Origin of the sequence: Pseudomonas sp. FP1762 (assembly GCF_030687105.1) — a bacterium.
GTDB classification, from domain to species: domain Bacteria; phylum Pseudomonadota; class Gammaproteobacteria; order Pseudomonadales; family Pseudomonadaceae; genus Aquipseudomonas; species Aquipseudomonas siliginis.
Genome location: NZ_CP117458.1, coordinates 351,079 through 377,387, shown reverse-complemented (window position 1 = coordinate 377,387; position 26,309 = coordinate 351,079). Strand labels below are relative to the sequence as shown.

Annotated in this window: 19 protein-coding genes; 9 read left to right on the top strand and 10 right to left on the bottom strand. The window is 59.5% G+C overall.

From position 1 onward, the window contains the following. Positions 1 to 19: 19 nt before the first annotated feature. On the bottom strand, positions 20 to 2,470 hold the full coding sequence (locus tag PSH90_RS01655; RefSeq protein WP_041477535.1) for a glycogen/starch/alpha-glucan phosphorylase: 2,451 nt from the start codon (positions 2,468 to 2,470) through the stop codon (positions 20 to 22). A gap of 259 nt (positions 2,471 to 2,729) precedes the next feature. Here PSH90_RS01655 and PSH90_RS01650 point away from each other — a divergent pair, with 259 nt between their 5' ends. After that, positions 2,730 to 3,167 carry a YkgJ family cysteine cluster protein gene (locus tag PSH90_RS01650; RefSeq protein WP_016772101.1) on the top strand — a complete coding sequence of 146 codons (438 nt, stop codon included), beginning with the start codon at positions 2,730 to 2,732 and terminating at the stop codon, positions 3,165 to 3,167. Positions 3,168 to 3,380: 213 nt separating this feature from the next. On the opposite strand, the gene typA is transcribed toward PSH90_RS01650, so the two are convergent. Both typA and thiI read right to left on the bottom strand, forming a co-directional pair. Continuing rightward, positions 3,381 to 5,201 (bottom strand): translational GTPase TypA, encoded by a 1,821-nt coding sequence (typA, locus tag PSH90_RS01645; RefSeq protein ID WP_016772102.1) that lies wholly within the window; start codon positions 5,199 to 5,201, stop codon positions 3,381 to 3,383. A gap of 139 nt (positions 5,202 to 5,340) precedes the next feature. Next, a complete protein-coding gene (gene thiI, locus PSH90_RS01640; RefSeq protein ID WP_024011233.1) occupies positions 5,341 to 6,795 on the bottom strand; it encodes a tRNA uracil 4-sulfurtransferase ThiI in 1,455 nt (484 codons plus the stop codon). Positions 6,796 to 7,122: 327 nt separating this feature from the next. On the opposite strand from thiI, the gene glnA reads away from it, so the two are divergent. The 5 genes from glnA (at position 7,123) to ntrC (ending at position 12,740) form a co-directional block, all read left to right on the top strand. After that, positions 7,123 to 8,529, top strand: coding sequence for a type I glutamate--ammonia ligase (gene glnA / locus PSH90_RS01635; RefSeq protein ID WP_016772104.1), 1,407 nt, complete (start codon positions 7,123 to 7,125; stop codon positions 8,527 to 8,529). Between the two features lie 329 nt (positions 8,530 to 8,858). Then, on the top strand, positions 8,859 to 9,371 hold the full coding sequence (locus PSH90_RS01630; RefSeq protein ID WP_252879273.1) for a DUF4124 domain-containing protein: 513 nt from the start codon (positions 8,859 to 8,861) through the stop codon (positions 9,369 to 9,371). Continuing rightward, positions 9,368 to 9,991, top strand: a complete 624-nt coding sequence (locus PSH90_RS01625) for a DUF4124 domain-containing protein (protein WP_252887176.1) — start codon at positions 9,368 to 9,370, stop codon at positions 9,989 to 9,991. The genes PSH90_RS01630 and PSH90_RS01625 overlap by 4 nt, the downstream gene beginning before the upstream one ends. Positions 9,992 to 10,221: 230 nt before the next feature. Then, positions 10,222 to 11,307, top strand: a complete 1,086-nt coding sequence (glnL, locus tag PSH90_RS01620; RefSeq protein ID WP_024011230.1) for a nitrogen regulation protein NR(II) — start codon at positions 10,222 to 10,224, stop codon at positions 11,305 to 11,307. Then, positions 11,304 to 12,740, top strand: a complete 1,437-nt coding sequence (gene ntrC, locus PSH90_RS01615) for a nitrogen regulation protein NR(I) (protein ID WP_016772108.1) — start codon at positions 11,304 to 11,306, stop codon at positions 12,738 to 12,740. The genes glnL and ntrC overlap by 4 nt, the downstream gene beginning before the upstream one ends. A gap of 610 nt (positions 12,741 to 13,350) precedes the next feature. Here ntrC and PSH90_RS01610 read toward each other — a convergent pair. From PSH90_RS01610 to PSH90_RS01595, 4 genes are all read right to left on the bottom strand, one after another. After that, on the bottom strand, positions 13,351 to 15,822 hold the full coding sequence (locus PSH90_RS01610; RefSeq protein WP_305382018.1) for a leucine-rich repeat domain-containing protein: 2,472 nt from the start codon (positions 15,820 to 15,822) through the stop codon (positions 13,351 to 13,353). Between the two features lie 247 nt (positions 15,823 to 16,069). After that, positions 16,070 to 18,535, bottom strand: a complete 2,466-nt coding sequence (locus PSH90_RS01605) for a leucine-rich repeat domain-containing protein (RefSeq protein WP_305382017.1) — start codon at positions 18,533 to 18,535, stop codon at positions 16,070 to 16,072. Positions 18,536 to 18,654: 119 nt separating this feature from the next. Continuing rightward, positions 18,655 to 20,646, bottom strand: coding sequence for a leucine-rich repeat domain-containing protein (locus PSH90_RS01600; protein WP_305382015.1), 1,992 nt, complete (start codon positions 20,644 to 20,646; stop codon positions 18,655 to 18,657). 186 nt (positions 20,647 to 20,832) lie between these two features. After that, positions 20,833 to 21,273: a hypothetical protein gene (locus tag PSH90_RS01595; protein WP_071174114.1), complete on the bottom strand. Its 441-nt coding sequence runs from the start codon at positions 21,271 to 21,273 to the stop codon at positions 20,833 to 20,835. Here PSH90_RS01595 and PSH90_RS01590 point away from each other — a divergent pair. Next, positions 21,272 to 21,727, top strand: a complete 456-nt coding sequence (locus PSH90_RS01590) for a tRNA (cytidine(34)-2'-O)-methyltransferase (RefSeq protein WP_016772113.1) — start codon at positions 21,272 to 21,274, stop codon at positions 21,725 to 21,727. The genes PSH90_RS01595 and PSH90_RS01590 overlap by 2 nt on opposite strands. A 121-nt stretch (positions 21,728 to 21,848) precedes the next feature. On the opposite strand, the gene secB is transcribed toward PSH90_RS01590, so the two are convergent. Genes secB through PSH90_RS01575 form a run of 3 tightly spaced genes read right to left on the bottom strand, consistent with a single transcriptional unit; the run spans position 21,849 to position 23,061 of the window. Then, complete coding sequence (secB, locus tag PSH90_RS01585; protein WP_016772114.1) at positions 21,849 to 22,334, bottom strand: protein-export chaperone SecB; 486 nt, start codon at positions 22,332 to 22,334, stop codon at positions 21,849 to 21,851. A 57-nt stretch (positions 22,335 to 22,391) separates the two neighbouring features. Next, a complete protein-coding gene (grxC, locus tag PSH90_RS01580) occupies positions 22,392 to 22,646 on the bottom strand; it encodes a glutaredoxin 3 (RefSeq protein ID WP_016772115.1) in 255 nt (84 codons plus the stop codon). A 1-nt stretch (position 22,647) separates the two neighbouring features. Continuing rightward, the gene (locus PSH90_RS01575; protein WP_016772116.1) at positions 22,648 to 23,061 is read right to left on the bottom strand and encodes a rhodanese-like domain-containing protein; all 414 of its coding nucleotides are present in this window, start codon (positions 23,059 to 23,061) and stop codon (positions 22,648 to 22,650) included. A 153-nt stretch (positions 23,062 to 23,214) separates the two neighbouring features. Between PSH90_RS01575 and gpmI the strand changes: the two genes are divergently transcribed. Together gpmI and PSH90_RS01565 are read left to right on the top strand one after the other, a co-directional pair. Next, positions 23,215 to 24,744, top strand: coding sequence for a 2,3-bisphosphoglycerate-independent phosphoglycerate mutase (gene gpmI, locus PSH90_RS01570; protein ID WP_305382014.1), 1,530 nt, complete (start codon positions 23,215 to 23,217; stop codon positions 24,742 to 24,744). 254 nt (positions 24,745 to 24,998) lie between these two features. Continuing rightward, complete coding sequence (locus PSH90_RS01565) at positions 24,999 to 26,285, top strand: murein hydrolase activator EnvC (protein ID WP_305382013.1); 1,287 nt, start codon at positions 24,999 to 25,001, stop codon at positions 26,283 to 26,285. The last annotated feature ends 24 nt before the right edge of the window (positions 26,286 to 26,309 follow it).

Sequence of the window (26,309 nt, the reverse complement as noted above, 5' to 3'; positions counted from 1 at the left end):
GCAGATTTGTCGGGGAAAGTTACTCCAGCGCTTTCCAGATATCCGTGGCGTACTCGCGAATCGTCCGGTCGGAAGAGAACCAGCCCATCCGCGAGGTGTTGAGCACCGCCGAACGCCACCAGTTCTGCGAGTCGTGCCAGTGCGCATCGACGCGCTTCTGCGCTTCCCAGTAGGAGTCGAAGTCGGCGCAGACCAGGAAGCGGTCATAGTCGATCAACGAGTCGATCAGCCCGGTATAACGCGAGGTATCGTCCGGCGAGAACACACCGCTGCGAATCGCTTGCAGCACATCGTTCAAACGATGGGAGGCAGCGATGTCGGGTACGGCGCTGAACTCGTGGTTCTGCTTGCGCGCCTCAACCTGTTGCGCACTGAGGCCGAAGATGAACATGTGCTCGGCACCGATGCGCTCGCACATTTCCACGTTGGCACCGTCGAGGGTGCCGATGGTCAGCGCGCCGTTGAGGCCGAACTTCATGTTACTGGTGCCCGACGCCTCGAAACCGGCGGTGGAAATCTGCTCGGACAAGTCCGCCGCCGGGATGATGCTTTCGGCCAGGCTGACGTTGTAGTTGGGCAGGAACACCACTTTCAGCAGGCCACGCACGGTCGGGTCGTTGTTCACCACCCGAGCGATGTCGTTGGTCAGTTTGATGATCAGCTTGGCCTGGTGATAACTCGCCGCCGCTTTACCGGCGAAGATCTTGACCCGTGGCACCCAGTCGACTTCCGGCTCGGCACGAATCGCCTGGTACAACGCCACGGTGTGCATCAGGTTGAGCAACTGACGCTTGTATTCGTGGATACGTTTGACCTGCACGTCGAACATCGCTGCCGGGTTGACCGCGATCCCGAGGCGCTCGTGAATCAGATAGGCCAGCGCCTTCTTGCTGTGCAACCGCTGCTCGGCGAAGGCTTTGCGGAAGGCGGTTTTCTCGGCGAACGGTTCAAGTTCGAGCAGGCGCTCTTCGGGATGGTCGAGCACATCCGGGCCGAGAGCGTCGATCAGCATCGAGGTCAGTTCCGGGTTGGCCTGATACAGCCAGCGGCGGAAGGTGATGCCGTTGGTTTTGTTGTTGATCCGCTCCGGGTAGAGCTTGTGCAGTTCGGCGAATACGGTTTTGCGCATCAGCTGCGTATGCAGACCGGACACGCCGTTGACGCTATGCGAACCGAGGAACGCGAGGTTGCCCATGCGCACCCGGCGGCCGTTGTCTTCTTCGATCAGCGACACCGCACGCAACACGTCGAAGTCATGAATGCCCTTGGCCCGCAACGAATCGATGTGCTGTGCGTTGATCAGGTAAATGATCTGCATGTGCCGTGGCAGCATGCGTTCCATCAGCCCGACCGGCCAGGTTTCCAGTGCTTCCGGCAGCAGCGTGTGGTTGGTGTACGACAGCGTGTCGACGGTGACTTGCCATGCTGCGTCCCACGCGACGTCGTAGACGTCGACCAGTTGGCGCATCAGCTCGGCCACTGCAATCGAGGGGTGAGTGTCGTTGAGCTGGATCGCCGCGTGATCACCGAGGGTCAGCACCGAGGTGTGCATGTTGCGGTGACGGCGCAGCAGATCCTGCAACGAAGCGGCGACGAAGAAGTATTCCTGACGCAGGCGCAGTTCTTGCCCGGCTTCGGTGCTGTCGGCCGGATAAAGGACGCGGGAGATACTCTCGGCGCGGGCCACTTCCGCCACGGCGCCCAGGTGGTCACCTGCGTTGAAGCGTTCCAGGTGCAGGTCTTCCATGGCGCGGGCACGCCACAGGCGCAGAGTGTTGACGCTCGCCCCGCGCCAGCCGACCACCGGCGTGTCATAAGCAATTGCGCGCACGGTTTCCGCCGGCGACCAGACCTGACGAGTCTTGCCGGAGGCATCGGTGACGGTTTCGACGCTGCCGCCGAAGCCGATCGGGTAGGCCACTTCCGGCCGTTCGAATTCCCACGGGTTGCCGAAATCCAGCCAGTGCTCGGTCTGTTCCTGTTGCCAGCCATCGACGATCGCCTGACGGAACAAGCCATGCTCATAACGAATGCCATAGCCATGGCCGGCGATGCCGAGGGTGGACATGCTTTCCATGAAACACGCCGCGAGCCGACCGAGGCCGCCGTTACCGAGCGCCGCGTCGGGCTCCAGCAGACGAATGCGCTCCAGATCGACGCCCAGTTCGGTCAACGCTTCACGGGCGACGTCGAGCAGGCCGAGGTTGCTCAGGCTGTCGTAGAGCAAACGGCCGATGAGAAATTCCAGCGAGAGGTAATAAACCCGCTTCTGGCCTTTGCGATAGATCTGTCGGGTGTGGTCCATCCAGTGTTCGACCATGTGATCACGCGCAGCCAGGGCGATGGCTTCGAACCAGTCATGGTCGAAGGCATGATCGGGGTCTTTGCCCACGGCGTAGGTGAGTTTGGTCAGGACGGCGTCGCGGAACGCGGCCACCTCTGCTTCGCGAACTAGTGGTTCTTGAGTCATCAACAGGACCTCGAGCGAGCGGGAATTTTCTGAGCCTAGACGGTCTGACCGGCGGTAACGGCTCTGGTTCGGCAGTATTTGCGCGGACTGTGCACCAGTCCGACATAACCCTGGCGGATGAGCCAATGAATGCAGGGGCCGTGCCGTCCTGTCGGGCAAATTGCAGTCGTTGCGAAAATATCCGGCGAAAGGTTGTTCAAAATTCCACCGCTCCCGGTATGATCGCGCGCCCTGATGCATACACGCCTGGTAACTCCCGATGATGAAGCCCAACCTGATCGCCGCCGCCGAGATTGATCGTCTCGATACGTGGGCCAAATACTCGGCGCCGATGTGCGGCTCGTGCATGTCCAGCTGCTGCACGCTGCCGGTCGAAGTGAAGATCAAGGATCTGGTGCGCATCGGTGTGGTCGACGAGTTCGAACTGGGCGATCCGCCAAAGAACATCGCCAAGCGTCTGCAAAAGGAAGGTCTGGTCGAGCGCTTCAATCAGAAGTCGGGGATCTTCACCCTGCAGCGCATGAGCAACAACGACTGCTATTACCTGGATCGTAAAACCCGCCTGTGCACCATTTATGACAAGCGCCCGGACACCTGCCGCAACCACCCGAAGATCGGGCCGCGGCCGGGGTATTGCGCTTATAAGCCGAAAGAAGTCGAGCGGGTGCAGAATTTCCGGGCCATCGACAAATTTTGATCGGCCTTGAGATTTTCAGCGGCTGACCGGCCGCCATCGCTGGCAAGCCAGCTCCCACAATGATTGTGGTCGAACACATATTTTATATACGACCCAAAACCCTGTGGGAGCTGGCTTGCCAGCGATGGGGCCAGCACAAATATCGCTAAACGCCAGACAAACAAAAACGCCCCCGGTCTCGCGACCGGGGGCGTTTTCTATTCCAGGGCTGGATTACGCCTTGGCTTTCTTGGCAGCGCGGGTACGCTCGCTTTCGTCGAGGATCTTCTTGCGAAGACGGATCGACTTAGGCGTGACTTCGCAGAGCTCGTCTTCCTGGATGTATTCCAGAGCCTGTTCCAGGGTGAAGCGAACAGGTGGAACCAGAGCGATGGTTTCGTCTTTACCCGAAGCACGCATGTTGTCGAGCTTCTTGCCTTTGGTTGGGTTGACACCCAGGTCGTTGTCGCGGCTGTTCTGACCAACGATCTGACCGTTGTAGATCTCCTGGCCGTGTTCTACGAACAGCTTGCCACGAGCCTGCAGGGTTTCCAGCGAGTAGGTCAGAGCCTTGCCGGTTTCAACCGAAACCAGAACGCCGTTCTGACGGCCGGACATGTGGCCCGACTTCACTGGAGCGTAACGGTCGAAGATCGAGGTCAGGATGCCAGCACCGTTGGTCAGGGTCAGGAACTGGTTACGGAAACCGATCAGACCGCGAGCAGGGATGTTGTATTCCAGACGAACACGGCCCTTGCCATCCGGCACCATGTTGCTCAGGTCGCCCTTACGCAGACCCATCTCTTCCATGACCTTGCCCTGGGATTCTTCAGGGATGTCGATGGTGACGTTTTCGAACGGTTCCTGCTTCACGCCGTCGACTTCACGGATGATCACTTCAGGGCGGCCCAGGGCCAGCTCGAAGCCTTCGCGACGCATAGTTTCGATCAGTACCGAGAGGTGCAGCTCACCACGGCCGGAAACCTTGAACTTGTCAGCCGAGTCGCCTTCTTCAACGCGCAGTGCAACGTTGTACAGCAGCTCTTTGTCCAGACGATCCTTGATGTTACGGGAGGTCACGAACTTGCCTTCTTTACCGCAGAATGGCGAGTCGTTTACCTGGAAGGTCATGGACACGGTTGGCTCGTCAACGGTCAGCGGCTTCATCGCCTCGACGGTGTTGATATCGCACAGAGTGTCGGAGATGAACAGCTCGTCGAAGCCGCTGATGCAGACGATGTCGCCGGCTGCTGCTTCGTCAACGTCAATGCGGTGCAGACCGTGGTGACCCATCAGCTTCAGGATACGACCGTTGCGACGCTTGCCGTCGGCGCTGATAGCGACAACCGGGGTGTTCGGCTTGACGCGACCACGAGCGATACGGCCAACACCGATAACACCCAGGAAGCTGTTGTAGTCCAGAGCGGAGATCTGCATCTGGAACGGACCGTCACGGTCAACGGCCGGAGGCGGAACGTGGTCGACTACTGCCTGGTACAGCGGAGTCATGTCTTCCGCCATGGCGGTGTGGTCCAGACCGGCAATACCGTTCAGGGCCGAAGCGTAAACAACCTGGAAGTCCAGTTGTTCTTCGGTAGCACCGAGGTTGTCGAACAGGTCGAAGATCTGGTCCAGAACCCAGTCCGGACGCGCGCCTGGACGGTCAACCTTGTTGATGACCACGATTGGACGCAGGCCGGCTTCGAAAGCCTTCTTGGTCACGAAACGGGTTTGCGGCATAGGGCCGTCTTGAGCGTCAACCAGCAGCAGAACGGAGTCGACCATCGACATTACGCGTTCAACTTCGCCGCCGAAGTCGGCGTGGCCCGGGGTGTCCACGATGTTGATGTGGTAGCCGTTCCAGTTGATGGCGGTGTTCTTCGCCAGAATGGTAATACCGCGCTCTTTTTCCTGGTCGTTGGAGTCCATCACGCGCTCGTCGTTGAGCTCGTTGCGCTCCAGGGTGCCGGATTGACGCAGGAGTTTGTCTACCAGGGTGGTTTTACCGTGGTCAACGTGGGCAATGATGGCGATGTTGCGTAGATTTTCGATCACTTGTGTATCTCGATCAGAGGATTCGGTTTGCTGACAAGTCATGGCAGCGATTAGCAGTAGTGTCCGGCATGGCCGTTACAGCTTGACGGCGGTGTCGGGGGGCCGGTGACGCAGGCCACAGGCAAACAGCCCCGGGCACTTAGCTCGGTCGATAAACGCGCACATTGGCATGCCCCTCACTGAGCAAATGGTGGGCATGCAGGCGACTCATCACGCCTTTGTCGCAATACAGCAGGTACTGGCGAGTAGGGTCCAGTTCCTTGAAACGTGCGTTCACTGCATAGAACGGCATCGTCTGTACCTCTATGCCGGCGAGCTCCAGCGGGTCATCCTCGGCGGCATCCGGGTGGCGGATGTCGATGACGATCTGACCGGCCAGCGCTTCGCTGACTTCTTCAATTTGCAAATCCTGGCCCAACTCGTCGATTACCCGATCGATCGGCACCAGTTTGGCGTTGGCGAGCGCACGCTCGAGTACCGCCATGTCGAATTCTTTCTCTTCGTGCTCAACCCGGCCACGCTTGGCGGCGGTCTTGGGGTTGACCGAAATCACGCCGCAGTATTCCGGCATGTGCCGGGCGAAATCGGCGGTGCCGATCTCGTTGGCGGTGTCGATGATGTCCTGCTTGTGCGCGACGATCAGCGGCCGCAGCACCAGCTTGTCGGTCACGCAGTCGATCACCGACAGGTTCGGCAGCGTCTGGCTCGACACCTGGGAGATCGCTTCACCGGTCACCAGTGCATCGATGTGCAGGCGTTCGGCGATCTCGGACGAGGCGCGCAACATCATACGCTTCAAAACCACGCCCATATGACTGTTATCGACTTTGCCGAGAATTTCGCCCAGCACTTCCTCGAACGGCACACTGACAAATAGCACGCGTTGCGAGCTGCCGTACTTCTTCCAGATGAAGTGCGCGACTTCCATCACGCCCAATTCGTGGGCACGCCCGCCAAGATTGAAGAAGCAGAAGTGCGCCATCAGGCCGCGACGCATGATCTGGTAAGCCGCCACGGTCGAATCGAAGCCGCCGGACATCAATACCAGCGTCTGCTCCAACGCGCCGAGCGGGTAGCCGCCGATGCCGTTGTGCTGGCTGTGAATCACGAACAACCGTTTGTCGCGAACTTCGATACGGACTTCGATTTGCGGTGCTTTAAGGTCGATTCCGGCCGCACCGCACTCGCGACGCAGCTTGCTGCCGACGTATTTTTCCACGTCCATCGAGCTGAAGGCATGCTTGCCTGCGCGCTTGCAGCGCACCGAGAAAATCTTCCCGGCCAGTGCATCGCCGTAGTGCTGTTTGCACTTTTCGGTGATGTCGTCGAAGTCGCCCAGCGGGTACTCGTCGATCTGCAGAAAATGCGCGATACCCGGCATGCAGGTCAGGCGCTCGCCCATCTCTTTCAAGGCTTTGGGGTCGGTAACGCGGGTTTCCAGCTCGAGATTGTCCCACACGCCGTTCACCACCACGGCCGGGTCCAGGTCACGGAGCACGGTGCGGATGTTCTTGGCCAACTGGCGGATGAATTTCGTCCGGACAGGTCGGCTTTTGATGGTGATCTCGGGGAAGACTTTTACGATAAGTTTCATGAAAACAGCGCGCGAACGGCCAGCCGAAAAAGGGGGGCGCGGATTATAGCGGAAATTGCTCAAGGTTTAACCAGTTAATGTGCAGAAGGTTTTGCTTGCACCAAAACAGGTCATTTCTGAATTTAAACGCAACATTAAGGGGCGGGATTTGTCGATTCAGTACCTCGCACGCCTTAATAAGCGTGAATTTGGGGCAAAAAACCCATGCTGGGGCACTGGCATGCAATTTGCTCCCTTGTGAGGCAGGTTGCCTTGGCAGAGTATTCGCGCCGGCATCACCATTATTAAGGGCATCCACTACCCGCCCTAATTCACCCGGAGGACACTATGTCGAAGTCGGTTCAACTCATCAAAGATCATGACGTCAAGTGGATTGATCTGCGCTTCACGGACACCAAAGGCACTCAGCACCACGTGACCATGCCGGCTCGCGATGCGCTGGATGACGACTTCTTCGAAGTCGGCAAGATGTTCGACGGTTCCTCCATCTCCGGCTGGAAAGGCATCGAAGCCTCCGACATGATCCTGATGCCGGTCGACGAAACGGCCGTGCTCGATCCGTTCACCGAAGACCCAACCCTGATTCTGGTGTGCGACATCATCGAGCCTTCGAGCATGCAAGGCTACGATCGCGACCCTCGTGCGATCGCCAAGCGCGCCGAAGAGCACCTGAAAGCCACCGGTATCGGTGACACCGTATTCGCCGGTCCAGAGCCTGAGTTCTTCATCTTTGACTCGGTCAAATTCAAGTCGGACATCTCCGGCTCGATGTTCAAGATCTACTCCGAGCAAGGTTCGTGGATGTCCGACCAGGACATCGAAGGCGGCAACAAGGGTCACCGTCCAGGCGTGAAAGGCGGCTACTTCCCGGTGCCACCGTTCGACCACGACCACGAAATCCGTACCGCCATGTGCAACGCACTGGAAGAAATGGGTCAGTCGGTTGAAGTTCACCACCACGAAGTGGCGACTGCCGGCCAGAACGAAATCGGCGTCAAGTTCAACACCCTGGTGAAGAAGGCCGACGAAGTTCAGACCCTGAAATACGTTGTGCACAACGTTGCCGACGCTTACGGCCGCACCGCGACCTTCATGCCGAAGCCACTGTACGGCGACAACGGTTCGGGCATGCACGTACACATGTCGATCTGGAAAGACGGCAAGAACACCTTCGCAGGTGAAGGCTATGCCGGCCTGTCCGATACCGCTCTGTACTTCATCGGCGGCATCATCAAGCACGGTAAGGCCCTGAACGGCTTCACCAACCCGGCGACCAACTCCTACAAGCGTCTGGTGCCAGGCTTCGAAGCTCCGGTAATGCTGGCCTACTCGGCTCGCAACCGTTCCGCTTCGATCCGTATTCCTTACGTGTCGAGCCCGAAAGCCCGCCGTATCGAAGCACGCTTCCCGGATCCGGCTGCCAACCCGTACCTGGCTTTCGCAGCTCTGCTGATGGCCGGTCTGGACGGTATCCAGAACAAGATCCACCCAGGCGATGCCGCCGACAAGAACCTGTACGACCTGCCGCCTGAAGAGGCGAAAGAGATTCCACAGGTTTGCGGCAGCCTCAAAGAAGCCCTGGAAGAGCTGGACAAGGGCCGCGCGTTCCTGACCAAGGGCGGCGTGTTCTCCGACGACTTCATCGACGCTTACATCGCGCTGAAATCGGAAGAAGAAATCAAGGTTCGCACCTTCGTGCACCCACTGGAATATGAGCTGTACTACAGCTGCTGATCCGGTAGCGCTGCGTAAAGCGGCGTGACACAAGAGGCCTCCTTCGGGAGGCCTTTTTTATTGCCCGGCGCAACGCATTTTCCATGTGGGAGCGAGCCTGCTCGCGAAGGCGGTGGGTCATTGATCGTTCCCACGCTCCGCGTGGGAGTGCAGCCCGTGACGCTCTGCGTCACTGGACGCGGAGCGTCCCAGGAGGCATTCCCACGCAGAGCATGGGAACGATCCGTGTTTTGGCTACCAGTCTTTTCAATTCCAGTTATTAACGGTTTTGGCCAACCGCCCCACCTGTCCTATGCTGCTACCCACAGTTTCCAACCCCGGTCGATTTCATGGGTCGCACGCTTCTCTACATTCTGCTGCTGATCGCCCTGCCCGCCGCCGCGCAGATCTACAAGTACACCGACGCCAACGGCAACACGGCGTACAGCAATCAGCCGCCGGACGGCGTGCAGGCGCAACCGGTCGAGTTGCCACCACTCAATCGGGTCGAGCCGCAAGCGCCGAGCGCGCCGCAATCACCCCGCCCCGAAGCACCGCAACCAGCGCGCAACGCCTATGAAATCCTCGAACTCGCCGGTCTGCCCACTGACGAGGCGCTGCGCGCCAACAACGGCACCTTCACGGTCAACGTCCTGATCAAACCGCGCCTGCAATCGCCGCATCAACTGAGACTGGTGCTGGACGACGAGCCCTATGGCCAGCCGAGCAACGTGCCGGTTCTGCAACTGGTCAACATCGATCGCGGCGAGCATCGCCTGGCCGTGCAAGTGATCGACGGCCAAAGCGTCGTTCAGCAGAGCCCGCCAGCCGTCTTCACCGTGCAACGGGTGCATACGCCATGATCCGCGCGGGGCTGGCACTCATTCTGGCGCTGATGTCGACGTACACCTTGGCGGAGGTCTTTACCTATGTCGACGCGCAGGGCAACCGCGTCTATACCGACCAGCCACGCGCCAACGCCAAGCGAGTGCCGATCGCGACGAGCAATCGCATGGCTGTCCCTGCCAACACCGCAGCACCGATCACCACAGCGAAAAAATCCGCCGAACCAGCGCCCTTTCACTACGACATGCTGCGCATTCTGATCCCGGAGCCTGATGCCACTCTGCGCAGCAGCGCCGGCGAGCTGATCGTCAGCGTCACCAGCGAGCCCGGCCTGCAAAGCGGCCATCGTTATCGCCTGCTGCTGGATGGCAAGGCCACTGGCGAGCCCGGCGTCAGCCCGGTATTTGCGCTGAGCAATATCGATCGCGGCAGCCACAGCCTTTCGATCGAAATCCTCGACGCCGCCGGGCGTACCGTGGAACGCACCGCCAATCAGCCGTTCCACATGCTGCGGATTTCCCTGGCGCAGAAACGCCAGGTCAAACCCTGCGTTGCCGACGACTATGGCGTGCGCCCGGAATGTCCGCTCAAGGACAAACCTGAAGAGCCGAAAAATCCATTCCTGCGCTTCTTTTAACCTCCGCCAGCCGCGCGCACTCTATTGGTGCACTAAACTGCATCTCGCCCACAACTCAACCCATTTTGGTTCGAAACTTCCCGTTTGAGCTGGCTTCGTGCCATACAAACGCGCGTCAAACGCCTGTTTCAGGGGTTAAACGCTTCTTTTCGGAGCCTTGGTTTGGTTTTTGCATTTTCCCGACATCAGCGCTTTGTTCTCGCGCACGCCTTGCTCCAAAAGGGGTCCAGATGACCATAAGCGACGCTATTCACCGTTTGCTGCTCGACAACCTGACCACGGCGACCATCCTGCTCGACGCCGAATTGCGCTTGGAGTACATGAACCCGGCGGCGGAGATGCTGTTGGCCGTCAGCGGTCAGCGCAGCCACGGCCAGTTCATCAGCGAGCTGTTCACCGAATCCCCCGAGGCGCTCAATTCCCTGCGTCAGGCCGTGGAGCAGGCGCACCCTTTCACCAAGCGTGAAGCGATGCTCACCGCCCTCACCGGCCAGACGCTGACCGTGGATTACGCGGTCACGCCAATCCTCAGCAACGGCGAGACTTTGCTTTTGCTTGAAGTGCACCCGCGTGATCGCCTGTTGCGCATCACCAAGGAAGAGGCGCAGCTGTCCAAGCAGGAAACCAGCAAGATGCTGGTGCGCGGTTTAGCCCACGAGATCAAGAACCCCCTCGGCGGCATCCGTGGCGCAGCGCAATTGCTCGCCCGCGAACTCCCGGAGGAAAGCCTGCGCGATTACACCAATGTGATCATCGAAGAGGCCGACCGCCTGCGCAATCTGGTCGATCGCATGCTCGGCTCGAACAAACTGCCGTCGCTGGCCATGTGCAACGTCCACGAAGTGCTCGAACGCGTCTGCCATCTGGTCGAAGCCGAAAGCCAGGGCTGCATCACCCTGGTGCGTGATTACGACCCGAGCATTCCCGACGTTCTGATCGACCGCGAGCAAATGATTCAGGCGGTGTTGAACATCGTGCGCAATGCGATGCAGGCCATCAGCAGCCAGAACGAGCTGCGCCTGGGCCGCATCAGCCTGCGCACCCGCGCCATGCGCCAGTTCACCATCGGCCACATCCGCCATCGTCTGGTGACCAAGATCGAGATCATCGACAACGGTCCCGGCATTCCGGCGGAACTGCAGGAAACCATTTTCTTTCCCATGGTCAGCGGCCGCCCGGATGGTACCGGGCTGGGCCTGGCCATTACCCAGAACATCATCAGTCAGCACCAGGGCCTGATCGAGTGTGAGAGCCATCCAGGCCACACCACCTTCTCGATCTTCCTGCCACTGGAACAAGGAGCCACATCGACATGAGCCGTAGTGAAACCGTGTGGATCGTCGATGACGACCGTTCTATCCGTTGGGTCCTGGAAAAAGCCTTGCAGCAGGAAGGCATGACCACCCAGAGCTTCGACAGCGCCGATGGCGTGATGAGTCGTCTGGCCCGGCAGCAGCCGGACGTGATCATTTCCGATATCCGCATGCCGGGCGCCAGTGGCCTGGATCTGCTGGCGCGGATTCGCGAACAGCACCCACGGCTGCCGGTCATCATCATGACCGCTCACTCCGATCTGGACAGCGCTGTCGCCTCCTATCAGGGCGGCGCTTTCGAGTACCTGCCCAAGCCGTTCGACGTCGATGAAGCGGTATCGCTGGTCAAACGCGCCAACCAGCATGCGCAGGAACAGCAAGGCCTGGAGGTTGTGCCGGCGCTGACCCGCACCCCGGAAATCATCGGCGAAGCGCCGGCGATGCAGGAAGTGTTTCGCGCCATCGGGCGCCTGAGCCACTCCAACATCACCGTGCTGATCAACGGCGAATCCGGTACCGGTAAAGAACTGGTGGCCCACGCCCTGCACCGCCACAGCCCACGCGCGGCCTCGCCGTTCATTGCGCTGAACATGGCGGCGATCCCCAAGGATCTGATGGAATCCGAGCTGTTCGGCCACGAGAAAGGCGCGTTCACCGGCGCGGCGAATTTGCGTCGCGGTCGTTTTGAACAGGCGGACGGCGGCACGCTGTTTCTCGATGAAATCGGCGACATGCCGGCGGACACCCAGACGCGTCTGTTGCGCGTGCTGGCCGATGGCGAGTTCTACCGCGTCGGCGGCCATGTACCGGTCAAGGTGGATGTACGCATCATCGCCGCGACCCACCAGAATCTCGAAACACTTGTCCACGCCGGCAAATTCCGTGAGGACTTGTTCCACCGCCTGAACGTGATCCGCATCCACATCCCGCGCCTGTCGGATCGTCGTGAAGACATTCCAACCCTGGCCCGGCACTTCCTCAGCCGCGCCGCGCAGGAACTGGCGGTCGAGCCGAAGCTGCTGAAAAGCGAGACCGAGGAATACCTGAAAAACCTGCCGTGGCCAGGTAACGTGCGCCAGCTGGAGAACACCTGTCGCTGGATCACCGTCATGGCCTCCGGCCGTGAAGTGCACATCAGCGATTTGCCGCCGGAACTGCTCAACCTGCCGCAGGATTCGGCGCCAGTGACCAACTGGGAACAGGCCCTGCGCCAGTGGGCGGATCAGGCCTTGGCCCGCGGCCAGTCGAGCCTGCTCGACAGCGCAGTGCCGGCGTTCGAGCGGATCATGATCGAGACTGCTTTGAAGCACACCGCAGGACGTCGGCGTGATGCGGCGGTGCTGCTGGGTTGGGGGCGCAATACCCTGACGCGCAAGATCAAGGAACTGGGGATGAAGGTTGATGGTGGGGATGATGACGAGGGGGAAGAGGGTTAACGCTTAAGGGTTGCCGTGCACTCAGGATCGATCCCCCTCACCCCAGCCCTCTCCCGGGGGAAGGGAGCAATCTCGGGTGGTTTCGAGGCCTGGGTTCGGCTCGGTATCTCAGGTCGGCGTAACTTGACCGGGCAACTCGGTCAGTCCCCTCTCCCTTGGGAGAGGGTCAGGGTGAGGGCCACCGTGCACCGCATCAATGCACGATGACCCGTGATCGCGCAGAGCCCGATTCTCATCGCCCAGTTCCGAAGTGCCGAAAAACCCAGACTTGAAATAAGCGAAAGCCCCGTATTCCGGGGCTTTCGCGTTTTCGAAGCATTTTTTGTTACAGCAAATCAAAACCTGGCACGCCGCCTGCAATATCTATCTCAGGTGATTCGATTCACCACCCGTTTCGGGGACCTTGGTACAGGCAGGCCGGGGATTCCCCTCTTTACACCGGGCTCACAGCGCAAAGCAGCGAGCCCACCGTTTTGGGATCCTTGGTACAGGCAGGCCGGGGGTTCCCTCTTTACACCGGGCTGACGCTGCAAGCGAAGCCCATGCTTTTGGGAACCCTGATACAGGCAGGTCAGGGATTCCCGCTTTTACACCGCAATGCGTCCCGCCCTTATTCGAACCTGGGGCGCTCGGGCACATGATGTGGGGGCTGGTTTTGCCATGTCGGGTCAAACCTCCTTACTTCCTCCTCCAGCCTGTCCAGCATTTTCCCCGAGCTGGGTTCAGTAGACGCAATGTTCAGCAAACTTTCTTGCTCACCTACGCTGGCCTTTTGGAAGCTTTCAATAAACGACCAGAACCGGCGCTGCAAAAGCAGACGCTCAACCTGAAATTCCGGCGTACGCACCAGATTTCTGAGTTGTTTGATCATTGCGGGGTTCACTTGAAGGACAAATGAATCCCACAGGGCAGACTTTTCAGCGCGTTGCGTTTGGGGGACATGGTGCAGCCATGGACTGTCCGCCGAATCAGCCTCGATTCTCCCCAGCCACAGATCGGTACCCGTCTGCCGACGTGCAGCTATCAATCGTCGAAGAGAAGCGGGGTCGGCAATCGGACTGCCAGTCAGGTCAAACCCTTTTCTCAGCTCAATGGTTTCGGGAATGGCTCTGATCGCGGTATAGGCCAGATTCAAACGTGTCCTGGGAATATCGGATGTCACGCCGTCCGGGAATTCTCTTATACGAGTTCGGTGGAGATCGACTTCCCGCAACGCCGTCATTCCCCGCAGTGAGGGCGCCACAGCCAGCCGACTTTCCGACAAATTCAATATCTCCAGCCGCGACGGACCGTTCTGCAAACCAAGCCCGGGCGGCGGCGAGGTTATGAACGTATTGGCCAGATTCAACTCTCGCAATCCGGACATGCGAGTCACATCAGGTGCTTCTGTCAAATCGGGATTATGGTACAGGTCAAGCACCTCCAACCGTGACGCCACGGGCCATTGATCCAGCCCGACAGGGGGACGACTCAAACCACAGGAACGTGCGCGCAAGACCCGCAACTCGCTCATGCCACGCACTGAAAAAAGCGGCCAGATACTGCAGTGCGTCAGGCTCAACTCCCGCAAACGGGTCAATCGCGTGAAATGCTCAAGGCCGTCCGACGGGAGCCATAGTCTGGCTTCCTGCATCGTCAGGACTTTCAACGTCGGGAGTTTATCGATTTCGGCCAACAGTTCATGACACTTGCCATTGAATCTGCGGATTTCGAGGGTTTCAATGTGGGAAAGCATCGAGAACAATTTTCCCAGACTTTTCGAAGGACTTCCTTCCAGGCCTAGAGATACGACGGATCTGAGCGGAACGGAACAACCCGGTAGCGCCAGATTGCGCCGACTTCCCAGGTCGAGCTCCAGCTTGAAACCGACCAGCCGCCCGTCGCGGTAGACTTTTTCCGAATGCTCTCCCTGCCATTTGAACAACCGACGCACGTTGGCCCCTATTGCCAGCCGGCGCCTGCGTTCGGCAATGTCCTGGCCTTTGTAACCCGTCTCCCAGGCAGTGATCTCACGGTTCAATCGAGGAAACTCCAGCTCAAGCCGCTTGAGTTCGACTTCTGCCACACCCGCTTCCCCATACCTTGCGATGAAATCATCGGCATGTTGATCCGTCGCATCAGCAAAATAGCGTCTGACCAGTGCCCGTGTGGTCGCAACCAGAACCGGCGGCTGTCCCCCAGAGGGGCCTGCGCCGGTGAGCCAGGGGCGGTGAAAGTTGAACGGGTTGGCAGGTGCTTGAGCAGCGCCATCCATCCCGCCGCGCAAACCTGTGAGGATGCAAACCCAGGTGTTCTGCTCGCTGCGGGTGATCGCCAGGGTTTCACCGCCCAGGCTGGCGCGGTAAATGTTCGCGCTGTCGGCAGCGACGGGATCATTGGGTTTGACCAGGCGCCAAACCCTGTATTCCGGGCGGGAGGCATCCAGATCCTGCATCACCTGATACGCCTGCTCATGGATGACCACATAGAGTTTGCCATCGTGACGTATCACGCCGTCGCTGCCCGATTGTGCGCCACTGACATCCAGCCCGGCATGAAAGCCATCCAGGCTTTGGGCGGTCAGGGGGTTGGTGCGGGTGCTGAAGTCGCTGTGCGGATGCCAGATGCCGCTTTCGCTATCGCGCAACATCCATGGGCCGCAAGGGTACAACTCGCCGGGATGTCGAGCGCGATACCATCCCGTATCCGGATCAACTGCGACGAGAACGAGGCCACTGCCAGGGACGTCAACATAACGGCGATTTTTGTACAACCTGAAGCCTTCGCCATCAGCGTCAGGCAATTCGGTGGTTGATGTTATCCGGTAAGTCTCCAGCGACCGGTGTATCACAGGAGAGATGGCAGCAACCTCCGGTGCCGGGCGAACCTCGACCACCGGCGCCGATAGGATCGTATTCGGGCCTGCGTCGTCGCCAGGTTTGGTGCTAAGCGACATCAGATCATCGAGACCAGCCCAGGGGACCGTGCCATCGCGGACGGGCATATCCGCCGCTGTGAAATCCTTGTCCGAGCTTCGCTTCGGGAACGTGTGGACATCCGTATCAACGTGGGTGCTGCCCCCGCGAGGTGGTTTTACTGACATGTTTTTTCATCCTTGAAAAGTCGCCCCGCCATTCATGCTCAGGCGGGGGGGTCGGCATCCTGCCGGTTAGCTGGGAAGACCAACGATAGCCTGCGTTAACGTTGACGCGCAGCGGAAAAACAGACGGCTCCGGTGGGAAATGACGCTAGCAAATGTGGGAATGGCAGGGCAGGCCGAACGTCATCAGCCTGCGCTTTTGTGCAGGGGTGATGATGCCGGCATCGTGCCGCCTGCGGTTTGCACCCCCCTATGCAAGCCGCGGCCGCTTGGGCAAATGATGCGGGGGCTGGTGCTGCCAGGTTGAGTCGAACTTCGTCATTTCCTCTTCGAGCCTTTCCAGCATTTTTCCGGGACTGGACTCCGTTATCGCGATGTCCCGCAAAGCGTCTTGCTCACCAAGACTCGCCTTTTGGAAATGTTCCAGAAACGCCCAGACCCGACGCTGCAGAAGCGGCCGCTCAACCTGAAACTCAGGCGTGCGGACCAGCTCTCTGATTTTGCCCATCATGGCAACATTCGTCTGATCGATTAACGAGTCCCAGAGGGAAATCCGGGCGGCGCGTTGCGCCTGTGGAACATTGTGCATCCAGTGGTCTATGACCAGATGGCTCGAAGCTCGTCCCAACCAGATGTCCGTACCTGTTTGCCGACGTGCAGCAATCAACCGCCGAAAGTAGACAGGATCGGAAATCAACGTGCCGGTAAGGTTGAAACCTTCCCTGAGTTCAACAGCTTCGGGGATTGATTCGATCCGGGTATAACTCAGATCCAGACGTGCTCGGGGAACCTCGGAGTTCACGCCGTCCGGGAAAGTTTTTATCGCGGTATGGCTCAGGTCAACCTCCAGCAATGCCGACATTGCGCTGAGCGACGGCGCCACAGCGAGTGGGGTGCTGGATAAATTCAAGACCTGGAGTCGCGAAGGACCGCTCTGCATGCCAAGCCCGGGTGGCGGCGCGGATATGCGGGTATGGGACAGATCCAATACTCGCAATTCGGACATCTGGGTCACATCAGGCGGATGTCGCAGTTCGGGATTGTGGTACAGATCAAGCACCTGCAACCGTGACGCCACGGCCACCTCATCCAATCCGAAAGGCAGACGGAGCAAGCCACAGGAACGTGCGCGCAATACCCGTAACCCGGTCATCCCTCGCACTGAAAGATCGGGCCAGATACCACAGTTGATCAGGCTCAACTCTTCCAGCCCGGTCAATGTGGCGAAGTGGTCGAGGCCTGTCGACGACAGCAACAGACTGCTTTCACGAATTTCCAGGACTCTCAACTGTGGGAGCTTGTCGAGTTGGGCAAGCAAGTTCTGGCCGTCGATTCTGCGTGTTTGCAAGGTGTCCATGCGCGGGAACATCGACAACAGATCTCCCAGATTCCTAGAGGTGCGTCCCTCCAGGCCAAGAGACACAACAGATCCGAGTCGAGTCGAAAAAACCGGAAGGGCGAAATTCCCCCGCGCGCCCAAATCCAGTTTCAACCTGAAGCCGATCAGCCGGCCATCCCGGTAGACTTTTTCCGAACTGTCGCCCTGCCACTTGAACAATCGACGCACGCTGGCACCTATTGCCAGTCGCCGAATGCGCTCGGCACTGCTGTCACCCCTGTAGGCAGTCTCCCACGCAGTGACCTCACGGTTGAGTTGAGGAAACTCAAGCTGTAGCCGTTTGAGCTCCACCTCAGCCGCACCTGCCTCAGCAAATCGGGCAATGAAATCATCGGCATGCTGATCGGTGGAGTCGGCGAAATAGCGTTTTACCTGCGCCCGCGTGGTCGCGTCTGCGACCGCAGCTTGCCCCCGTGAAGGGCCGGAGTCAGTGAGCCAGGGGCGATGAAAGTTGAACGGATTGGCACCTGCAGCCTCATTGCGCTGCATGCCCCCGCGTAAACCAGGAAGGATGGAAACCCAGGTATTGCGCTCGTTCCGGGTAATGGCCAGCGTCTCACCGCCGAGGCTGGCGCGATAAATGTTTGCGCTGTCGGTGGCGCCGGGATGACTGGGATCAACCAGACGCCAGACCTTGTATTCCGGGCGAGACGCAGCAAGATCCTGCAAAACCTGATACGCCTGTTGATCAATGACCACGTAGAGCTTGCCAGCGTGACGTACCACGCCGTCGCTGCCGGGGGCGACGCCGCTGAGATCCAGCCCGCTGCGAAATCCCTGCAAACCCGCAGCGGTCAGAGGATCGGTGCGTGCGTTGAAGTCGTTGTGCGGATGCCAGAGGCCGCTGCGGCTATCCCGCAACATCCATGGACCGGTGGGCAGCAACTCGCTGGGGAGTCGAGCGCGATAAAATCCGCTGTCCGGATCCACCCCTACCAGAACGATGCCGCCGCCAGACACATCCACATACTGACGTTTTTTGTACAGCCTGAAGCCGTCACCGTCAGCTGCCGGCAGTCCGGCCGGTGATCGCATTGCATAACTGTCCAGCGACCTGGCGATGACGGGAGGACTTGGATTGGTGTGGGGCGCAGGGCGAACCTCGACCATCGGCGTCGGCAAGGTCCTGTCCGCGCCGACAACATCGCCCGGCAAGCTGCCCCGCAGCTTCGGATCATCGCCACGAACCCAGGGGGCGGTGCCATTGAGATCGGGAGTGCGCACCAGTGCGAAATCCTTGTCCAGACGTCGGGTCATGGCCGGGTGAACATCCGTGTCCACGCGGGTGCTGCCACTGCGGGGTGGTTTTACTGGCATGTTTTCATCCTTGAAAGTCGTCCCTGGCATTTATCCCAGAGACGATGGGGGGGTGGCATTGCTGTTACAGACGGGTCGAGGTTTGCCGCTTTTGCATCGGCACTGCGTACTCCTGCGAGTTACTCGAACCTGGGACGCTTGGGCAAAGGGTGCAGCGGCTGACTCTGTCGTCCTCCGTCATAGCTGCGGATTTCATTCTCCAGCCCGTCCAGCATTCTCCCGGGACTCGTTTCCGTATAAAGAATGACGTCGAGCCTGGCCCGCTCGTTAACTTCGGCGCTGTCATACATTTCCAGAAACCACCACACGCGCCGCTGCAGAAGCGGGCGCTCCACGTGAAACTCGGGCGTTCGACTCAGTCGACGAAGAATGCCGGTCACTGCCAGTGGCATTGCGGCGTTATGCCTGTCCCACAGCGCTTGTTTTTCCGCTATCTGTTCCTGTGGCACATTGCGTAGCCAGAGATCGGCAGTTACATCGCTGCTTTCCTGCCCAAGCCAGATATCGGTGCCTGTCTCTACACGTGCTCGTATCAACCGCCGTAAAGAGGCCGGGTCCATTATCGGATTGCCGATGAGATTGAAGCCCGCTCTGAGCTCCACGGATTCGGGGATCGACCTGATGTGATTGTCCGCAAGATTCAGTTCACTTGCGGGAATCCTGTCGGTAATGCCCTCGGGAAATCTTTGCAATCGTGTATTGGAAAGATCCAGCTCCTGCAGTGCGGTCATGTGTTCGAGTGAGGGGCTGATCGAAAGCGGATTGCCCCCCAGTCTCAACACTTCCAGCTTCGACGCCACGTCGATGGCCTCAAGTCCGGAAGGCAGCAGGTGTATTCCGGTGCGGCTCAGATCCAGCACCCGCAGTTCAGTCATCCCTCTGATATCAGCTGCCACTTGCAAAAAGGTGACTTGCTCCTGACGCCGCATCTGCATGTCCAGGCTGTTCACCGGGGCCTCGAATGTGTTGCAAAGCCATAGCTCGTTTAGCCTGGCAAGGCCTCGTACGGAAAAGTCAGACGTTAGTTCACAGTCCTGCAGGTGCAGCCTTTGCAAACGCGGGAATCTTTTCAATTGCTCGGCAAATCGCGAATCCAGCCTGAATTTCGAATAAGCCCGTTCGATCACGTTCCAGCCTTGAAACCGCCCTTCCACTTCGATTGCCTGACTGGTAATGGTCAGACTTTCAAGATTGGGAAACTGTGCGCAAAACACGTCCGGGTCCAGCCGGCCACGGCCTCTTAAAGTCAGAGAAATCACTGAGCTGAATTTCAAGGAAAGCGGTTTTTGAACTGGCCATATCGTCAGATCGATTTCCAGCTTGAAGCCCACATGCCGCCCGTCACGGTAGACGCGCTGTTCGGGCTGACCTTGCCATCGGTACAACTGGCGAAACGTCGCCCATATATTCCGCGCCTCATGTAACTCCTTGTCCGATGAAATGCGACCTCGACTGATCGGCAGGTCAAAACGCGTTGAGTCCAATTGCGCCAGCCCAAGCTGGATATGCTTGAGCTCAAGCTCTGCCCCGTCCTTGTCATCGAACCGGGCGATGAAGGCGTCCGCGTCCTCGTCGGTCGTGTCGGGCAGGTACTTGCGGATCTGCTCCCGGGTGGTGGGCTCCGCGACTTCACGCGCATACCAAAGTCCGCTGTCCACATCGCGCAGCATCACCGGGCCGGATGGGAGCAACTCGCTTGGCCGCCGGGCTCGATACAGACCCGTCGCAGGATCCACTGCGACAGGCACCAGGTCGCCGTTGACCAGGTCTGCGTAGGTTCGCCGACTGATCACCCGCAAACCCTCACTGTTGACCTGTGGAAGTATCGCTCGGGCGTTGGTGACGTAATTGTCCAGCGAAGGCTGGGTGGCGGGAGGGCGAATACCTTCTGCGAGTGCGCGCACCACAACGGCCGCGGCAGGGGGTATGGCACCCAGGGTCGCATCACTGGATGATTCGACGCGCGGCAGCAAATGGTGCTGAGCAAAATTCACATCGACGCCTGTGCGACCCGGGTGGCCGTGGAGCGAAATGTCGGCGTCCGCAGCCCGATGCAGGCTGCCCGGAACGTCCACGTGGGTACCGCCACCGCGAGGGGGTTTTACTGGCATGTTTTCATCCTTGAAAAAGACGCCCCATGCTGTCGAGCAAGGGGACAACGGGTTTCGGCATCCTGCCGTTTGAAGGGGCAAACGATAGCGTGGACGAGCATCGAACGGAGATGGGAAAGGGAGACGGCCGCAGTGGGAAACGACCTCAAACAGTGTCGGAGCGCGCCCAGTGATGAGGACTTGCCCCTAGGGCTCGCTCAAGCGGATCTCCAGCCGCCAACGATCATCGACCTCGCTGCCAACCCAGTCGCCCTGCAACGGGCGCGCCGCCAGCACCGTCAGCAACAATCCGCCATCACTCTTGCGCGTGCGCCAGTTGACGTCCTTGCCGTTGAGCCTGAGCTGGCCTTTCTGCGGTCGACCTTCGGCCTGAAACAGCAGCGCGACGGTGCCGTCGATGATCTCGCCGTGCAGCTTAGGCTCATTGTTGAACCACACCACCAGGCCGCCATCGGTAACCTCGACCTGCTCCAGCACGCTCGGATCCGGCGTGGTCAGACGGCCAATCATCAAGCCGATCATCAAGCCGACAATCGCCAGCGAGCCGATGACTCGCGGGAATAGTTTCGAACGGTTGTCCACAGGCGGCGTAGAATGCCGCTCATCTTTACCTTCGGAGCCGTGCATGTTTCACGTCATCCTTTTTCAACCAGAAATTCCGCCGAACACCGGCAACGTTATCAGGCTGTGCGCCAACAGCGGCTGCCACCTGCATTTGATCGAACCACTGGGTTTCGAGATGGACGACAAGCGCCTGCGCCGTGCCGGTCTCGACTACCACGAATATGCCACGTTACAGCGTCACGCTGATCTGGCCAGTTGTCTGGAAAGTCTGGGCAACCCGCGCGTGTTCGCCTTCACCACCAAGGGTTCGCGGCCGTTCCATGATGCCGCGTTCGTGCCCGGCGACGCGTTTCTGTTCGGTCCGGAAAGCCGTGGCCTGCCAGCGGACGTGCTCGACGCCCTGCCCGCCGAACAGCGCCTGCGCCTGCCGATGCGCGAAGGCTGCCGCAGCCTGAACCTGTCCAACACCGTGGCGGTCGCCGTGTACGAAGCGTGGCGGCAGAACGACTTCAAGTAACGCCGCAAGCAAATGTGGGAGCGAGCCTGCTCGCGATTACGGAGTGTCAGTCAACATTGATGTGTCTGACAGACCGCTTTCGCGAGCAGGCTCGCTCCCACATGGGTATTACTGAACCGTCTTACTGAACGGTCGGGGTCTCGCCGCTTTCCTGCATGCGCTGCAGCTCTTGCGCGTACAGGGCGTCGAAGTTCACGGGGGCCAGCATCAGCGCCGGGAACGAACCGCGGGTGACAAGGCTGTCCAGGGTTTCGCGGGCGTACGGGAACAGGATGTTCGGGCAGAACGCACCGAGGGTGTGGCTCATCGAAGCCGCGTCCAGATTCTTGATCAGGAAGATACCGGCCTGTTGCACTTCAGCGATGAAGGCCACTTCTTCGCCGTTTTTCACGGTAACGGAAAGGGTCAGCACCACTTCGTAGAAATCGCCTTCCAGCGCTTTCTGGCGGGTGTTCAGATCCAGACCGACCGCCGGATCCCACTGCTGGCGGAAGATCGCCGGGCTTTTCGGGGCTTCGAAGGACAGGTCGCGTACGTAGATGCGCTGCAAGGAGAATTGCGGTGCGGTTTCTTCTTCGCTGGCTGCAGTGTTCTGTTGGTCAGTCATCTCAGATCCTTATCGATCTTGGGTCTTTTAGGGAGTGCTGTACGTGGGTGCAGCCGTTCAGCCCTTGAGCAGCGCGTCGAGTTTGCCGGCGCGCTCCAGGGCGTATAAATCATCGCAACCGCCGATGTGCTTTGCGCCGATCCAGATTTGCGGCACGGACGTGCGCCCGGCCTTTTTGGTCATTTCGGCACGCAGCTGCGGCTTGCCATCGACCTTGATCTCTTCGAAGGCCACGCCTTTGCTGGCGAGCAGATGCTTGGCGCGCGAGCAGTAAGGGCAGTAATCGCTGGAATAGACGATGACTTCGCTCATGTCATTTCACCAGCGGCAGGTTGTCGCCTTTCCAGCTGGAAATCCCGCCGGACAGCTTGGCGGCGGTGAAGCCGGACTTCATCAGTTCGCGGGCGTGGGTGCCGGCGGTCTGGCCGAGGGCATCGACCAGAATGATGGTCTTGGCCTTGTGTTTTTCCAGCTCCCCGACGCGGGCGGCCAGTTTGTCTTGCGGGATGTTCACCGCGCCGACGATGTGGCCAGCGGCATAATCCTTGGCCGGACGGATGTCCACCACCACGCCTGCGTCTTTATTGACCAGTGCGGTCAGCTCGCCGGTGCTCAGGCTCTTGCCGCCGCCCTGCATCGTGTGCGCCAGCAACAGAGCCAGAAGTACGACGAAGATACCGACAAGAATGTAGTGGTTAGTGGCAAATTCAATCAGGTGAGCAACCATCGAAGGAGGTTCCAGGGCGTTAAAATGTCGGCCAGTATACACAGCCACTATGGTCGGCCAAACCCCGTCCGGCGGTGACGCGGTCGGAACTTCGCTTTAAACTCCAACTCCGTTTTCCATCGCCCTCTTCTTTATCAGCCACGAGTGGATTCCATGACGACTACGCCCAAACCTTTGGTCCTGATGATTCTCGACGGCTTCGGTCACAGCGACAGCCCCGAATCCAATGCTGTGTTCGCGGCAAAGAAACCCGTGCTGGATCGTCTGTGGGCCACCGTGCCGAACGGCTTGATCTCGGGCAGCGGCATGGACGTCGGTCTGCCGGACGGCCAGATGGGCAACTCCGAAGTCGGCCACATGAACCTCGGCGCAGGGCGCGTGGTGTATCAGGACTTCACCCGTGTGACCAAAGCGATCCGCGACGGCGAATTCTTCGACAATCCGACCATCTGCGCCGCTGTGGATAAAGCCGTGGCCGCCGGCAAAGCCGTGCACTTCATGGGCCTGCTGTCCGATGGCGGCGTGCACAGCCATCAGGATCACCTGATCGCCATGGCCGAGCTGGCCTTCAAGCGCGGCGCCGAAAAAATCTATCTGCACGCCTTCCTCGATGGCCGCGACACGCCGCCGAAAAGCGCTGCCTCGTCGATCGAACTGCTCGACGCGACGTTCCAGGCATTGGGCAAAGGCCGGATCGCCAGCATCATCGGCCGCTATTACGCCATGGACCGTGACAACCGTTGGGATCGCGTCGCCCAGGCCTACAACCTGATCGTCGACGGCAACGGCGAATTCAACGCCGCCACCGCTCAGGAAGGTCTCGAAGCCGCCTACGCCCGTGGCGAAAGCGACGAATTCGTCAAAGCCACTTCCATCGGTGAGCCGGTCAAAGTCGAAGACGGCGATGCCGTGGTGTTCATGAACTTCCGTGCCGACCGCGCCCGCGAGCTGACCCGGGTGTTCGTCGAAGACGATTTCAAGGAATTCGCGCGCGCCCGTCAGCCGAAACTGGCCGGTTTCGTCATGCTTACCCAGTACGCCGCAAGTATTCCGGCACCGTCGGCCTTCGCCGCCGGCAGCCTGGAAAACGTTCTTGGTGATTACCTGGCAAAAAACGGCAAGACCCAGCTGCGCATCGCTGAAACCGAAAAATACGCCCACGTGACCTTCTTCTTTTCCGGCGGTCGTGAAGAACCGTTCCCGGGCGAAGAGCGCATCCTGATCCCGTCGCCGAAAGTCGCCACCTACGACTTGCAGCCGGAAATGAGCGCGCCGGAAGTCACCGACCGTATCGTCGACGCCATCGAAAACCAGCGCTACGACGTGATCGTGGTCAACTACGCCAACGGCGACATGGTCGGCCACAGCGGTGTGTTCGATGCAGCGGTCAAAGCGGTCGAGTGCCTCGACACCTGCGTCGGTCGCATCGTTGAAGCGCTGGAAAAAGTCGGCGGCGAAGCGCTGATCACCGCCGACCACGGCAACGTCGAGCAAATGGCTGATGAATCCACCGGCCAGGCGCATACCGCGCACACCACCGAGCCGGTGCCGTTCATCTACGTCGGCAAACGCGACCTGAAAGTGCGCGAAGGCGGCGTGCTGGCGGACGTAGCGCCGACCATGCTGATGCTGCTGGGTCTGGAAAAACCGGCGGAGATGACCGGGACTTCGATCCTGGTCTGAGCCGAATCCGGAAAACACCGCAAAAACCCTGTGGGAGCTGGCTTGCCAGCGATAGCAAGCTGACAGCCAGCATTTATGTTGAATGTGCAGCCGCCATCGCTGGCAAGCCAGCTCCCACAGTGGTTTGTGCTGGTTTCGAAGATTATTTTCAGCTGTATCTCCAGCCAGTTATCACACAGCCCCAATTGGGCGTTTTTTTTGCAGCCTCGGGCGGGCATACTAGGCCGTCCCTTACCCTGGTGCCGCCCGCCCCTATGCTTCGCGTCCTGATCGCCCTTGCTCTGACCTGTCTGCTCCAGCCGGCCTTCGCCGACGAGCGCGCGCAAACCCAACAGCAGTTGGACGCCACGCGTCAGGATATCGCCGAGCTGAAAAAGCTTCTGGGCAAGCTGCAGGAAGAAAAGTCCGGCGTGCAGAAAGAGCTCAAGGGCACTGAAACCGAGATGGGCAAGCTGCAACAGCAGGTCGACGCGCTGCAGAAAGAACTGCAGAAAAGCGAATCCGAGCTGCAGCGGCTCGATGCAGAGAAAAAAAAACTCCAGAGCGCGCGCACTGAACAGCAGCGACTGATCGCCATTCAGGCCCGAGCGGCGTACCAGAACGGCCGCCAGGAATACCTCAAGCTGCTGCTCAACCAGCAGAATCCCGAGAAATTCGCCCGCACCCTCACCTATTACGACTACCTGAGCCAGGCACGCCTGGAGCAGTTGAAGAACTTCAACGAAACCCTGCGCCAACTGGCCAATGTCGAAAAAGACATCGGTCTGCAGCAAGCGCAGTTGCTGGTGCAGAAAAGCGACCTCGACACGCAGCGCGAAGCACTCGAGAAAGTCCGCAAGGAGCGCCAGCAGGTTCTCGCCAGACTCAATGACGACGTCAAGGCCCGCGACCAGAAACTCGCCGCCCGCGAGCAGGATCAGGCAGACCTGTCTAAAGTCCTTAAAACCATTGAAGAAACCCTGGCCCGACAGGCTCGTGAGGCAGAAGAGGCGCGGCAGAAAGCGCTGATCGCCCAGCAGGAAGCGGAAAAAAAGCGTTTGCGTGAGGCGCAGGCTGAAAACAGCGACGCCCCACGAAAACCCGCCAGATCAAGCCCCGGCGCGCTGGTATCGAGCAGCGGCGAAACGTTTGGCGGGCCATTTGCTGCAACCCGGGGAAAACTTCCGTGGCCGGTTGATGGTCGATTACTCGCACGCTTCGGTGAAAGCCGTGGCGACGACGCCCGCACCAAGTGGGATGGCGTGATGATCAGCGCCTCCGCCGGCAGCCAGGTGCACGCCGTACACGGCGGGCGCGTGGTGTTCGCCGATTGGCTGCGCGGTGCCGGTTTGCTGGTGATTCTTGATCACGGCAACGGTTTTCTGAGTCTTTACGGCCACAACCAGACGCTGCTCAAGTCGGCGGGTGATGTGGTCAAGGCGGGCGAGTCGATTTCCACTGTCGGTAACAGTGGCGGTCAGGACACGCCAGCGCTGTATTTCGCAATTCGTCAGCAGGGTCACCCGAGTGATCCGGCGCAATGGTGCCGTGCGCAAGGATAAGCGCACCACCTAATTCAGGAGTTC

What these genes read in the sequence shown, in the direction of transcription:
- PSH90_RS01655 (WP_041477535.1), bottom strand. Translation starts at nt 2,470, where the DNA reads ATGACTCAAGAACCACTAGTTCGCGAAGCAGAGGTGGCCGCGTTCCGC.
- PSH90_RS01650 (WP_016772101.1), top strand. Translation starts at nt 2,730, where the DNA reads ATGATGAAGCCCAACCTGATCGCCGCCGCCGAGATTGATCGTCTCGAT.
- thiI (WP_024011233.1), bottom strand. Translation starts at nt 6,795, where the DNA reads ATGAAACTTATCGTAAAAGTCTTCCCCGAGATCACCATCAAAAGCCGA.
- glnA (WP_016772104.1), top strand. Translation starts at nt 7,123, where the DNA reads ATGTCGAAGTCGGTTCAACTCATCAAAGATCATGACGTCAAGTGGATT.
- PSH90_RS01630 (WP_252879273.1), top strand. Translation starts at nt 8,859, where the DNA reads ATGGGTCGCACGCTTCTCTACATTCTGCTGCTGATCGCCCTGCCCGCC.
- PSH90_RS01625 (WP_252887176.1), top strand. Translation starts at nt 9,368, where the DNA reads ATGATCCGCGCGGGGCTGGCACTCATTCTGGCGCTGATGTCGACGTAC.
- glnL (WP_024011230.1), top strand. Translation starts at nt 10,222, where the DNA reads ATGACCATAAGCGACGCTATTCACCGTTTGCTGCTCGACAACCTGACC.
- ntrC (WP_016772108.1), top strand. Translation starts at nt 11,304, where the DNA reads ATGAGCCGTAGTGAAACCGTGTGGATCGTCGATGACGACCGTTCTATC.
- PSH90_RS01610 (WP_305382018.1), bottom strand. Translation starts at nt 15,822, where the DNA reads ATGTCAGTAAAACCACCTCGCGGGGGCAGCACCCACGTTGATACGGAT.
- PSH90_RS01605 (WP_305382017.1), bottom strand. Translation starts at nt 18,535, where the DNA reads ATGCCAGTAAAACCACCCCGCAGTGGCAGCACCCGCGTGGACACGGAT.
- PSH90_RS01600 (WP_305382015.1), bottom strand. Translation starts at nt 20,646, where the DNA reads ATGCCAGTAAAACCCCCTCGCGGTGGCGGTACCCACGTGGACGTTCCG.
- PSH90_RS01590 (WP_016772113.1), top strand. Translation starts at nt 21,272, where the DNA reads ATGTTTCACGTCATCCTTTTTCAACCAGAAATTCCGCCGAACACCGGC.
- PSH90_RS01595 (WP_071174114.1), bottom strand. Translation starts at nt 21,273, where the DNA reads ATGCACGGCTCCGAAGGTAAAGATGAGCGGCATTCTACGCCGCCTGTG.
- secB (WP_016772114.1), bottom strand. Translation starts at nt 22,334, where the DNA reads ATGACTGACCAACAGAACACTGCAGCCAGCGAAGAAGAAACCGCACCG.
- grxC (WP_016772115.1), bottom strand. Translation starts at nt 22,646, where the DNA reads ATGAGCGAAGTCATCGTCTATTCCAGCGATTACTGCCCTTACTGCTCG.
- PSH90_RS01575 (WP_016772116.1), bottom strand. Translation starts at nt 23,061, where the DNA reads ATGGTTGCTCACCTGATTGAATTTGCCACTAACCACTACATTCTTGTC.
- gpmI (WP_305382014.1), top strand. Translation starts at nt 23,215, where the DNA reads ATGACGACTACGCCCAAACCTTTGGTCCTGATGATTCTCGACGGCTTC.
- PSH90_RS01565 (WP_305382013.1), top strand. Translation starts at nt 24,999, where the DNA reads ATGCTTCGCGTCCTGATCGCCCTTGCTCTGACCTGTCTGCTCCAGCCG.